10 protein-coding genes are annotated in these 12,651 nt (G+C 53.8%); 8 read left to right on the top strand and 2 right to left on the bottom strand.

Annotated elements, in window-relative coordinates; translation table 11 throughout:
* The first annotated feature begins 256 nt into the window (after nucleotides 1-256).
* The 3 genes from brnQ (at nucleotide 257) to malZ (ending at nucleotide 5,026) form a co-directional block, all read left to right on the top strand.
* Nucleotides 257-1,576: a branched-chain amino acid transporter carrier protein BrnQ gene (gene brnQ, locus AC6I4B_RS17860; RefSeq protein WP_497767089.1), complete on the top strand. Its 1,320-nt coding sequence runs from the start codon at nucleotides 257-259 to the stop codon at nucleotides 1,574-1,576.
* Between the two features lie 126 nt (nucleotides 1,577-1,702).
* Nucleotides 1,703-3,052: a proline-specific permease ProY gene (proY, locus tag AC6I4B_RS17855; protein ID WP_497772228.1), complete on the top strand. Its 1,350-nt coding sequence runs from the start codon at nucleotides 1,703-1,705 to the stop codon at nucleotides 3,050-3,052.
* Between the two features lie 156 nt (nucleotides 3,053-3,208).
* Nucleotides 3,209-5,026, top strand: a complete 1,818-nt coding sequence (gene malZ, locus AC6I4B_RS17850; RefSeq protein ID WP_497772226.1) for a maltodextrin glucosidase — start codon at nucleotides 3,209-3,211, stop codon at nucleotides 5,024-5,026.
* Between the two features lie 713 nt (nucleotides 5,027-5,739).
* On the opposite strand, the gene AC6I4B_RS17845 is transcribed toward malZ, so the two are convergent.
* Both AC6I4B_RS17845 and acpH read right to left on the bottom strand, forming a co-directional pair.
* On the bottom strand, nucleotides 5,740-6,342 hold the full coding sequence (locus AC6I4B_RS17845; RefSeq protein WP_497767088.1) for a peroxiredoxin: 603 nt from the start codon (nucleotides 6,340-6,342) through the stop codon (nucleotides 5,740-5,742).
* Nucleotides 6,343-6,513: 171 nt separating this feature from the next.
* Complete coding sequence (gene acpH / locus AC6I4B_RS17840) at nucleotides 6,514-7,095, bottom strand: ACP phosphodiesterase (RefSeq protein ID WP_497767086.1); 582 nt, start codon at nucleotides 7,093-7,095, stop codon at nucleotides 6,514-6,516.
* 91 nt (nucleotides 7,096-7,186) lie between these two features.
* On the opposite strand from acpH, the gene queA reads away from it, so the two are divergent.
* From queA to secF, 5 genes are read left to right on the top strand one after another with little or no spacing between them, the layout of a single operon-like run.
* Entirely contained in the window at nucleotides 7,187-8,257 is a 1,071-nt protein-coding gene (queA, locus tag AC6I4B_RS17835) for a tRNA preQ1(34) S-adenosylmethionine ribosyltransferase-isomerase QueA (RefSeq protein ID WP_497767084.1), read from the top strand.
* Between the two features lie 53 nt (nucleotides 8,258-8,310).
* Nucleotides 8,311-9,438 (top strand): tRNA guanosine(34) transglycosylase Tgt, encoded by a 1,128-nt coding sequence (gene tgt / locus AC6I4B_RS17830; protein WP_497767083.1) that lies wholly within the window; start codon nucleotides 8,311-8,313, stop codon nucleotides 9,436-9,438.
* A gap of 22 nt (nucleotides 9,439-9,460) precedes the next feature.
* Entirely contained in the window at nucleotides 9,461-9,793 is a 333-nt protein-coding gene (gene yajC / locus AC6I4B_RS17825) for a preprotein translocase subunit YajC (RefSeq protein ID WP_043015381.1), read from the top strand.
* 27 nt (nucleotides 9,794-9,820) lie between these two features.
* Nucleotides 9,821-11,668: a protein translocase subunit SecD gene (gene secD / locus AC6I4B_RS17820; protein ID WP_497767081.1), complete on the top strand. Its 1,848-nt coding sequence runs from the start codon at nucleotides 9,821-9,823 to the stop codon at nucleotides 11,666-11,668.
* A gap of 10 nt (nucleotides 11,669-11,678) precedes the next feature.
* A complete protein-coding gene (gene secF, locus AC6I4B_RS17815; RefSeq protein WP_497767079.1) occupies nucleotides 11,679-12,650 on the top strand; it encodes a protein translocase subunit SecF in 972 nt (323 codons plus the stop codon).
* The last annotated feature ends 1 nt before the right edge of the window (nucleotide 12,651 follow it).

Raw genomic sequence — 12,651 nt, 5'->3', positions numbered from 1 at the left:
GCTGTTATTTCACTATCGATATAATCATCTGGTTTTACGATCCCGTGTTGCTTTAAAACGTTATAAGCGTTTAAATTGGCCCCTATGCAGTCGTAATCAGACTGCATATATGCGGTAAATCAAAAAACTATTCTTCTCAACGCCGCTAAGGGAGCATTTCCCTCTGAGTTTATTGTTGGTTTCCTCAGCATCATTCCGCAGGAACCAGCTTGATAAATTTGTTTTACAACACCACATCCATAGGCTGTAGTTATATATGACCCATCAATTAAAATCTCGCGACATCATCGCTCTGGGCTTTATGACCTTTGCGCTGTTTGTTGGCGCAGGCAATATCATCTTCCCTCCTATGGTTGGCCTCCAGGCTGGCTCCAACGTTTGGATTGCCGCGATTGGCTTTCTGATTACTGCTGTTGGCCTACCGGTGCTGACCGTGGTTGCGCTGGCGAAAGTGGGCGGCGGCGTTGATAGCCTGAGCACCCCGATTGGTAAAGTAGCAGGTGTACTGCTGGCAACCGTGTGTTACCTCGCCGTTGGGCCGCTGTTTGCTGCGCCGCGTACCGCGACCGTTTCGTTTGAAATTGGTATTGCGCCGTTAACCGGTGATGGGGCTATGCCGCTGTTTATCTACAGCCTTATCTATTTTGCGCTGGTGATTTTCGTTTCACTGTATCCGGGCAAACTGCTGGATACGGTCGGGAATTTCCTTGCTCCGATGAAAATCGTGGCGCTGGCAATTCTGTCTATCGCTGCGGTTATGTGGCCTGCTGGCCCAATTAGCCACGCGCTGGAAGCCTACCAGACAGCCCCGTTCTCTAACGGTTTCGTCAACGGCTACCTGACCATGGACACCATGGGCGCAATGGTCTTTGGTATTGTTATCGTGAATGCCGCGCGCTCTCGCGGGGTAACAGAATCTCGTCTGCTGACGCGCTATACCATTTGGGCTGGTTTAATGGCGGGTGTCGGTCTGACGCTGCTGTATCTGGCGCTGTTCCGCCTGGGTTCTGATAGCGCGACGCTGGTGGATCAGCAAGCCAACGGTGCGGCAATTCTTCATGCTTATGTGCAGCACACCTTTGGCGGCGCGGGTAGTTTCCTGCTGGCAGCGCTTATCTTTATCGCGTGTCTGGTGACGGCGGTTGGCCTGACCTGTGCGTGTGCAGAGTTCTTTGCGCAGTATCTGCCACTGTCTTATCGCACGTTAGTGTTTATCATGGGTCTGTTCTCAATGGCGGTTTCCAACCTGGGACTGAGCCACCTGATTCAGATTTCTATCCCTGTGCTGACGGCAATTTACCCGCCGTGTATCGTACTGGTGGTATTAAGTTTTACGCGCGGTTGGTGGCATAATAGCTCTCGCGTGATGGCTCCAGCGATGTTCATTAGCCTGGTCTTTGGTGTTATGGATGGCGTTAAAGCGTCGGCGATTGCTGATGTGCTGCCTGCGTGGGCGTCTCATCTGCCGATGTCTGAGCAAGGGCTGGCCTGGCTGCTGCCAACGGCTATTATGGCCGTGCTGGCGGGGATTTGGGATCGCACAGCGGGCCGACAAGTGGCCTCTAACGCGCACTAATTCGTTTTTGCACCGCGAAATTCAGGTTGCGCCAACTATGGCCTGATGTGTATAAAAACGGTGTTCAACCACGGGATATCATGTTCCGTGGTTTTTTATTTTTGGTATGACATGGCATTGGAAACGATGGAAAACAACAAGCTGAAGCGCGGGCTAAGTACCCGACACATTCGCTTTATGGCTCTTGGTTCGGCAATCGGTACGGGGTTGTTTTACGGCTCAGCTGATGCCATCAAAATGGCCGGGCCGAGCGTTCTGTTGGCCTATATTATCGGCGGCGTTGCCGCTTATATCATTATGCGTGCGCTGGGCGAAATGTCCGTGCATAACCCTTCCGCCAGCTCCTTCTCGCGCTATGCGCAGGATAACCTGGGGCCACTGGCGGGCTATATCACCGGCTGGACTTACTGCTTTGAAATCCTGATTGTGGCGATAGCCGATGTGACGGCGTTCGGCATCTATATGGGGGTTTGGTTCCCGGCGGTTCCGCACTGGATTTGGGTGCTCAGCGTGGTGCTGATTATCTGCGCTATCAACCTGATGAGCGTGAAGGTGTTCGGCGAGCTGGAGTTTTGGTTCTCGTTCTTTAAAGTCGCTACCATTATCGTGATGATTGTTGCTGGTTTCGGCATCATCATCTGGGGTATTGGTAACGGTGGGCAACCGACAGGGATTCATAACCTGTGGAGCAACGGCGGCTTCTTTAGCAACGGCTGGCTTGGCATGGTGATGTCGCTGCAAATGGTGATGTTTGCCTACGGCGGGATTGAAATTATTGGTATTACCGCCGGTGAAGCGAAAGACCCTGAGAAATCCATTCCGCGCGCGATTAACTCCGTGCCGATGCGTATTCTGGTGTTTTATGTCGGGACGCTGTTCGTCATTATGTCCATCTATCCGTGGAACCAGGTAGGCACTGACGGTAGCCCGTTTGTCCTGACCTTCCAACATCTGGGCATCACTTTTGCGGCGAGCATCCTCAACTTTGTGGTGCTGACGGCGTCGCTTTCTGCGATTAACAGCGATGTTTTCGGCGTTGGTCGTATGCTGCACGGCATGGCCGAGCAGGGCAGCGCGCCGAAAGTGTTCGCCAAAACGTCACGCCGTGGTATTCCGTGGGTGACGGTCATGGTGATGACTATCGCCCTGCTGTTTGCGGTCTATCTTAACTACATCATGCCGGAAAACGTCTTCCTGGTGATTGCTTCGCTGGCGACGTTTGCCACCGTGTGGGTGTGGATTATGATTCTGTTGTCGCAGGTTGCCTTCCGTCGCCGTCTGTCGGCTGATGAAGTCAAAGCGCTGAAATTCAAAGTGCCTGGCGGGGTAACAACCACCATTATTGGCCTGATTTTCCTCGTCTTTATCATCGGCCTGATTGGCTACCACCCGGATACCCGTATTTCACTGTACGTTGGTTTCGCGTGGATCTTGCTGCTGCTGGTGGGTTGGGCGATTAAAAGCCGCCGCCGTTAATACGCTGCATTTTTTGCTAAACCCGGCCTCGCGCCGGGTTTTTTTATCCCTGCAATCTGCGCCCCCGTCCTCCCCCTCATAAAAAAGTGAAAAAGAGGAGTAGGGTAAAATAGACGTATGGCAAGGTGGATTCATTTTGTACCTAGGGGATAAATGATGTTGAACGCCTGGCACTTGCCTGTTGCTCCCTTTATTAAGCAGCAGCAGGACAAACTAATTATTACGCTGTGGCTGCGCGGTGACGACCTGCCGCAGCGGGTGATAATGCGCGCTGAAGTGGATAACGAAGAGATGGCGCTGCCGATGCGCCGCAGCAGCAAAACCGTGGGGCACGATGTGGTGCAATGGCGTGGGGAAATTAGCCTGCATGAAGGGCAGCCGCGTCGGCGTTATGGCTTTAAGCTACTGTGGGCTGACCGCCAGCTATGGTTTGCGCCGCAGGGTTTTAGCGCCTATCCCCCGGCGAAGCTGGAACTGTTTGCCTATGACAGCCCGGATAACGGCCCACAGTGGGTGAGCGAGCAGATTTTCTACCAGATTTTCCCCGACCGTTTTGCCCGTAGCGCCTCTCGCGGGGGGCAGCAGGATAAGGTTTATCATCATCATGCCGCCGGGCACGATATTGTGCGCCGTGAGTGGCACGAACCGCTGACCGGCGAGGCGGGCGGTTCGACGTTTTACGGCGGTTGTCTTGACGGGATTAGCGAAAAGCTGCCATACCTGAAAAAACTGGGCGTGACCGCGCTGTATCTCAACCCCGTATTTACCGCCCCCAGCGTCCACAAATATGACACGGAGGATTACCGCCAGGTCGATCCCCAATTTGGTGGCAACGAGGCGCTATTACGCCTGCGTCACAACACTCAGCGCGAGGGAATGCGCCTGATTCTCGACGGTGTGTTTAACCATAGCGGCGATACCCACGGCTGGTTTGACCGGCATAATCGCGGGAGCCAGGGGGCTTGCCATCATGCTGATTCGCCGTGGCGTGATTTCTACAGCTTCTCGCCAGAAGGCAAAGCGCTGGACTGGCTAGGCTACTCCAGCCTGCCCAAGCTGGATTACCAATCGGATGCGCTGGTTGAGGAAATTTATCGCGGTGAGGACAGCATCGTGCGCCATTGGCTAAAAGCGCCGTGGAATATGGACGGCTGGCGGCTGGATGTGGTGCATATGCTGGGGGAAGCGGGGGGCGCGAAAAATAACCTCAAGCATGTCTCAGGGATCACTCAAGCGGCGAAAGCTGCGCGTGCCGATGCTTACGTGCTCGGCGAGCATTTTGGCGATGCGCGCCAGTGGCTACAGCAGGATGCTGAAGATGCGGCGATGAACTATCGCGGTTTTACCTTCCCACTGTGGGGATTCCTCGCGAACACGGACATTTCGTACGATCCGCAGAAAATTGACGCCCGCACCTGTATGGCGTGGATGGAAGAATATCGCGCCGGATTGTCGCATCAGCAGCAGTTGCGCATGTTCAACCAACTGGATAGCCACGATACCGCGCGCTTTAAATCTTTGCTGGGGCGCGATGTGGCGCGGCTGCCGCTGGCAGTGGTCTGGCTGTTTAGCTGGCCCGGAGTACCGTGTATTTATTACGGTGATGAAGTGGGGCTGGATGGTGACAACGACCCGTTCTGCCGCAAGCCGTTCCCGTGGGATGAACAACAGCAGGATGGCGAGCTATTAGCGCTGTATCAGCGGCTGTCGGCGTTGCGTAAAGCCTCTCCGGCATTGCGCCAGGGCGGCTGTCTGGTGCTGTACGCCGAAGGTGATGTGGTGGTATTCCTGCGTGTGCTGGGCGCAGAAAGGGTGCTGGTGGCGATTAACCGTGGCGACGCCTGCGAAGTGGTGCTGGAAGACTCGCCGCTACTGAAGGTGAAAGCCTGGCAGCAGCAGGAGGGCGCTGGCGGTTATGAAGACGATGTACTGACGCTACCGGCGTTGTCTGCAACCCTCTGGCGCGGCCATTAATCCGGCGTTGTGCTGCCATCAGGCAACAAAAAAGACTCGCCAATGCGATAATGCTTGTCAGTCAAGCGCCACATTCCGTTCACCTGATGTTTTGTAGAACATGAAGCCGCTGTACCTGTGAACGGGTCAAGGGGGACTGCCGAGTCCCCCTTGACAATCCCTGCGGCCCCGCAGGGAAATCGGTGCTTCGCACTACGCTCACCTGCGAACTCCAGCCTGCGGCACGGCGAAACTCGACTTCCTGTCTCGGTTCGCCTCAGCCCGCCATCCCTGGCGGTCTGACCTTGTCTTCCTTTCTCCGGCTCGCCGATTTCCATCGGGGACTCATCGGTTTCAGTAACTCTGGTTCTGGATGTTCATTCAAAGACCGCACTGACGTGGGTGGCGTCTAAATCGCCGAAGCGTTCTCTGGAGGCCGGGGCAGCCCACAGGGATGTGGGCTGAGGGCGCGGCTTTACAGGGATGTTGCCTCGCGCCCGACCCGAAAGCCGGAAGAGATAAGCAGAGGGAATCGCGAAGCGACGATTTTGCCGCCGGAGACTGGGGGGGGGCAGGGGGCGGCGGCGACTGGCCGCCCCTTGCGCGCTCTTTGCGCCCGAGCATGTTTAGGGCATGGAGAGAAAAGAGCGCAACTGGCAGCGAGACTAAAGTAGAAACTCTCTTAACTGACAAGCATCACGCCAATGCGAGCCTTTTTGCTAAACGTGAGCCAATTACAGGCTAGATACGTTTTCGCTCAGGTATTTAGCAACGCCGTCTGGAGACGCGTTCATACCTTCTTTGCCTTTTTCCCACTGTGCCGGGCAAACGTCGCCGTGCTCTTCGTGGAATTGCAGCGCATCAACCATACGCAGCATTTCATCAATGTTACGGCCCAGCGGCAGGTCGTTAACCACCTGGTGGCGAACGATGCCGTTAGCGTCGATCAGGAAGGAACCGCGCAGAGCAACGCCTTCGTCTGGGTGTTCGATGCCGTAAGCTTTCTGGATTTCACGCTTAACGTCAGCAACCATCGCGTATTTCACTGCACCGATGCCGCCTTTATCGACAGGGGTGTTACGCCATGCGTTGTGTACAAATTCAGAGTCAAAAGAAACGCCAACCACTTCAACGCCGCGCTTCTGGAATTCTTCGTAACGCTTGTCGAAAGCGATCAATTCAGATGGGCAAACGAAAGTGAAGTCCATCGGCCAGAAGAACAGTACAGTGGCTTTACCCTGGGTGTGCTGTTTGAAATTGAATTTCTCAACGATTTCACCGTTGCCCAGTACCGCAGCAGCGGTGAAGTCAGGCGCTTGACGAGTAACCAGAACCATGGGGTTCTCCTTTGAATTTATAAGGTTAATGGAACGCAACGCGGGCAAGTATAGGCAGAGATTGCTGATAATACAAAAAGACTGTGACAATTAATCAGATAGGTTTTGGCTATTGATTGTTTTATTTTTAGCAAAGGATATTAAGAGCCATTCCGTGGCACAACGCAAGTGCTAAAGCGCTTTGTTTTTTGCCTGCTGCATCATCTGCGGGTAAAACTGCCAGAAGCGCGTCTCTAACGGCGCGTAATGTTCATCAAGGTCATGCCACGAGTCGCGCAGCGCGTCGAGTTTAGGTCGGCGATTCGCCATGCCGTTTAACACGCTTTGGATAAATTCCATGTCGCGATAACGCTCCAGCCAGCGTTCTGACCATAAATGTTCGTTGAGGGTCACAAAGCGCGCTGGGGCATTCGGCAGAATGGCGCTAACTTGCGCATGGGCGTAGCGCACGAAGTCAGGCAGTGAAATGTCCGGGGAAACCTGCTCCCAGTGGCGCGATAAAAAGTGATCCCACATGACGTCGAGCGTAATTGGCGCAACCCGGCGCGTTGCAGGGCGAAACCACTCTCGGGCTTCTTTAACCTGCGGTAGGTTATCGGTCATCACGTCGATGCGTCGGTGCATGTGAATACCATCCACAACGGTCGCGGGATAGTCCTGTTGCGGATTGCCGCGCACAAAATCGGCCAGTAAATTCCCTGACAACGAGCTGTTGGCAAGGTGAGCGAGGTGCAGGTGAGCGAGAAAATTCATTGATTGATGTTTATCCAGAGGGGTAAGGGTTGCAGGGAGGACGCCCCGGCACTAGACTACCCGCCTCATTATTAAGCCCAGAGTCACAGTCATGCGCGTTGCCGATTTTTCCTTTGAACTACCTGAATCCCTGATTGCCCACTATCCGCAAGCTGAGCGCAGCAGTTGCCGCTTGCTGTCATTGGACGGGCCGACGGGCGCGCTGACGCACGGTACTTTCACCGATTTGCTCGACAAGCTCAACCCTGGCGATCTGCTGGTCTTTAACAATACCCGCGTGATCCCAGCCCGCCTGTTTGGCCGTAAAGCCAGCGGCGGCAAGATTGAAGTGCTGGTCGAACGTATGCTGGATGATAAACGTATTCTGGCACATATTCGCGCGTCTAAAGCGCCGAAGCCGGGGGCTGAGCTGCTGTTGGGCGACGATGAAAGCATTAAAGCGACGATGGTTGCGCGCCATGACGCGCTGTTTGAAGTCGAGTTTGATGACGAGCGCAGCGTGCTGGATATCCTCAACGCTATCGGCCATATGCCCTTGCCGCCGTACATCGACCGTCCGGACGAGGACGCTGACCGCGAGCTGTATCAAACCGTGTATAGCGAAAAACCGGGTGCGGTAGCGGCGCCGACGGCGGGTCTGCACTTTGATGAACCTCTGCTAGCGAAGCTTCGCGAGAAAGGCATTGAAATGGCGTTCGTTACGCTGCACGTTGGCGCAGGAACCTTCCAGCCGGTGCGCGTAGACACCATCGAAGACCACATCATGCACTCCGAATATGCTGAAGTGCCGCAGGAGGTTGTCGATGCGGTGCTGGCGGCGAAAGCGCGTGGTAACCGTGTGATTGCTGTCGGGACGACCTCTGTACGCTCGCTGGAAAGCGCGGCTCAGGCGGCGAAAGACCAGTTGATTGCCCCGTTCTTTGGCGATACGCAAATATTTATTTTCCCCGGTTATCAATATCAAGTGATTGATGCTTTGGTAACCAACTTCCACCTGCCGGAATCGACGCTGATTATGTTGGTCTCTGCTTTTGCCGGTTATCAGCACACCATGAACGCCTATAAGGCTGCGGTAGAACAAAAATATCGCTTTTTTAGTTACGGCGATGCCATGTTTATCACGTACAATCCGCAGGCTATTTCAGAGCGTGTCGGGGAATAAGTCCCCGTCATGAGTGTTTAACGTCAGACTGTTTTTCTGACGCAGGAGTTAAGATGAAATTTGAACTGGACACCACAGACGGTCGCGCTCGCCGCGGCCGCCTGGTTTTTGATCGTGGCGTAGTTGAAACGCCAGCCTTTATGCCAGTAGGAACTTACGGCACGGTTAAAGGCATGACGCCGGAAGAAGTTGAAGCCACCGGCGCACAGATTATCCTCGGTAACACCTTCCACCTGTGGCTGCGCCCGGGTCAGGAAATCATGAAACTGCACGGCGATCTGCATGACTTTATGCAGTGGAAAGGGCCAATCCTCACCGATTCCGGCGGCTTCCAGGTCTTTAGCCTCGGCGATATCCGTAAAATCACCGAACAGGGCGTGCACTTCCGTAACCCGATCAACGGCGATCCGATTTTCCTCGATCCTGAAAAATCGATGGAGATTCAGTACGATCTCGGATCCGATATCGTTATGATCTTCGACGAATGTACGCCATATCCGGCAGACTGGGACTACGCCAAGCGCTCTATGGAGATGTCGCTGCGGTGGGCCAAGCGTAGCCGCGACCGTTTTGACGGTCTGGGCAACAAAAATGCGCTTTTTGGCATCATTCAGGGCAGTGTTTACGAAGATTTACGTGATATCTCCGTCAAAGGTCTGGTAGATATCGGCTTTGATGGCTACGCTGTCGGCGGTTTGGCGGTGGGTGAGCCGAAGGCAGACATGCACCGTATTCTGGAGCACGTTTGTCCGCAAATTCCTGCTGACAAACCGCGTTACCTGATGGGTGTCGGGAAACCAGAAGATCTGGTGGAAGGCGTTCGTCGCGGTATCGATATGTTTGACTGCGTCATGCCGACGCGTAACGCTCGTAACGGTCATCTGTTTGTGACCGATGGCGTGGTAAAAATCCGCAATGCCAAGCATAAGAGCGATACAAGCCCGCTCGATGCAGAGTGCGATTGCTACACCTGTCGCAATTATTCACGTGCTTACTTGCATCATCTTGACCGTTGCAACGAAATATTGGGCGCGCGCCTCAATACCATTCATAATCTTCGCTACTATCAGCGCTTAATGGCTGGTTTACGCAAGGCTATTGAAGAGGGTAAATTAGAGAGCTTCGTAACCGATTTTTACCAACGTCAAGGGCGTACGGTTCCACCTTTGAACGTTGATTAATTTTAATAATGAGGGAAATTTAATGAGCTTTTTTATTTCTGATGCGGTAGCGGCAACAGGTGCTCCGGCGCAGGGCAGCCCGATGTCTCTGATTCTGATGCTGGTGGTATTCGGTCTGATTTTCTACTTCATGATCCTGCGCCCACAGCAGAAACGTACCAAAGAGCACAAAAACCTGATGAGCTCCATCGCGAAAGGTGACGAAGTGCTGACTAACGGTGGCCTGGTAGGTCGTGTGACCAAAGTAGCTGAGTCTGGCTACATTGCTATCGCACTGAACGACACCACCGAAGTGGTTATCAAACGTGATTTCGTAGCTGCCGTTCTGCCGAAAGGCACCATGAAGGCGCTGTAATTTACTGTTTTCCCAAAGGGAACTGCCGTGTTAAACCGTTATCCTTTGTGGAAGTACATTATGCTGGTCGTCGTGATTGTCGTCGGCCTGCTTTACGCACTTCCCAACCTGTATGGTGAGGATCCGGCTGTTCAGATCACTGGCGTGCGCGGTGTCGCCGCCAGTGAGCAAACGCTGATCCAGGTCCAGAAAACGTTACAAGAAGAAAAAATTACCGCTAAGTCTGTGGCACTGGAAGAGGGCGCGATTCTTGCGCGCTTCGACACCACCGATGTCCAGTTGCGCGCACGCGAAGTGCTGATGAGCGAACTGGGTGACAAATTTGTCGTGGCGCTTAACCTTGCTCCGGCAACTCCGCGCTGGCTGGCTGCGATTAACGCAGAGCCAATGAAGCTCGGTCTTGACCTGCGTGGCGGCGTTCACTTCCTGATGGAAGTGGATATGGACACCGCGCTGGGTAAACTCCAGGAACAAAATATTGATAGTCTGCGCAGTGACCTGCGTGAGAAAAATATCCCGTATTCAAACGTTCGCAAAGAAGATAACTATGGCCTGAGCATTGTGTTCCGCGATGCGAATGCTCGCGATCAGGCGATTGCTTATCTGACGCCGCGTCATCGCGATATGGTTATCACCAGCCAGGGCGGCAATGCTCTGCGTGCAGTGATGACCGATGCCCGTCTGAGCGAAGCCCGTGAGTACGCGGTACAGCAGAACATCAACATTCTGCGTAACCGTGTTAACCAACTGGGTGTCGCCGAACCTCTGGTACAGCGTCAGGGCGCAGACCGCATTGTGGTTGAGCTGCCGGGTATTCAGGATACAGCACGTGCGAAAGAGATTCTGGGCGCAACGGCTACGCTGGAATTCCGTTTGGTAAATACCAACGTTGACCAGGCTGCTGCGGCATCCGGTCGTGTTCCGGGCGACTCCGAAGTGAAAAACACCCGCGGAGGCCAGCCGATTGTGCTGTACAAACGTGTGATTTTGACCGGTGACCATATCACCGACTCCACTTCCAGCCAGGATGAATACAACCAGCCGCAGGTTAATATCTCGCTCGATAGCGCGGGTGGTAACATCATGTCTAACTTCACTAAGGACAATATCGGTAAGCCGATGGCGACCCTGTTCGTGGAGTATAAAGACAGCGGTAAAAAAGATGCGAATGGCCGTGCCGTTCTGGTGAAACAGGAAGAAGTGATTAACGTCGCTAACATCCAGTCTCGTCTGGGCAACAGCTTCCGTATTACCGGTATTGGCAACCCGAATGAAGCGCGTCAGCTTTCTCTGCTGCTGCGTGCCGGTGCGCTGATTGCGCCAATTCAGATTGTTGAAGAACGTACTATCGGCCCAACGCTTGGGATGCAGAACATCCAGCAGGGTCTTGAAGCGTGTCTGGCAGGTCTGGTGGTTTCTATCCTGTTCATGATTTTCTTCTACAAGAAATTCGGTCTGATCGCGACCAGTGCGCTGATTGCTAACCTGGTGCTGATTGTCGGCATTATGTCCCTGCTGCCAGGGGCGACGCTGACTATGCCAGGTATCGCGGGGATCGTGTTAACCCTTGCGGTAGCGGTGGATGCGAACGTACTGATTAACGAACGTATCAAAGAAGAACTGAGCAATGGTCGTTCTGTCCAACAGGCGATTAACGAAGGTTATGCGGGCGCATTTAGCTCCATCTTCGATGCGAACGTCACGACGCTGATTAAGGTTCTGATTCTGTACGCAGTGGGTACTGGCGCAATCAAAGGCTTTGCAATCACTACCGGTATCGGTGTGGCAACGTCGATGTTTACTGCTATTGTCGGCACCCGTGCCATCGTGAACCTGCTGTACGGCGGCAAGCGCGTTAAAAAGCTGTCTATCTGAGGAGTGCGTTGTGGCACAGGAATACACTGTTGAACAATTGAACCATGGCCGTAAAGTCTACGACTTTATGCGCTGGGACTACTGGGCTTTCGGCATCTCAGGTTTTCTGCTGATCGTATCCATTATTATTATTGGTGTGCGCGGCTTTAACTGGGGTCTGGATTTTACCGGCGGTACGGTTATTGAAATCACGCTGGAAAAACCGATTGATATGGACCAGACGCGTGGCGCGCTTGAAAAAGCGGGCTTCGTCGAGCCGTTGCTGCAAAACTTCGGCAGCAGCCACGATATTATGGTGCGTATGCCGCCCGTTCATGACGCCAACGGCAGTCAGGAACTGGGTAGCAAAGTCTTGAATGTGATTAACGAATCGACCAACCAGAACGCGGCGGTAAAACGTATCGAGTTCGTGGGGCCGAGCGTAGGGGCAGACCTTGCACAAACAGGGGCAATGGCGCTGATGGTCGCGCTGCTGTGTATCCTCGTTTACGTTGGGTTCCGCTTTGAATGGCGTCTGGCGGCGGGGGTTGTTATCTCGCTGGCGCACGACGTCATCATTACCATGGGCGTACTGTCGCTGTTCCAGATTGAGATCGACCTGACCATTGTGGCCTCGTTGATGTCGGTTATTGGGTACTCGCTGAACGACAGTATCGTGGTATCTGACCGTATTCGTGAAAACTTCCGTAAGATCCGTCGCGGTACGCCGTATGAGATCTTTAACGTGTCGTTGACCCAGACGCTGCACCGTACGTTGATTACTTCCGGGACGACGTTAATCGTTATCCTGATGCTGTATCTCTTCGGCGGCCCAGTGCTGGAAGGCTTCTCGCTGACCATGCTTATCGGTGTTTCCATCGGTACGGCATCGTCTATCTACGTTGCCTCGGCGCTGGCGCTGAAGCTGGGTATGAAACGCGAGCACCTGTTGCAGCAAAAAGTTGAGAAAGAAGGGGCGGATCAGCCGTCAATTCTGCCTTAAG

The organism is Kluyvera fluvialis, from assembly GCF_059725275.1.
Note: the sequence above shows the minus strand (reverse complement) of the source record. Positions and strands in the feature narration are given on the sequence as shown.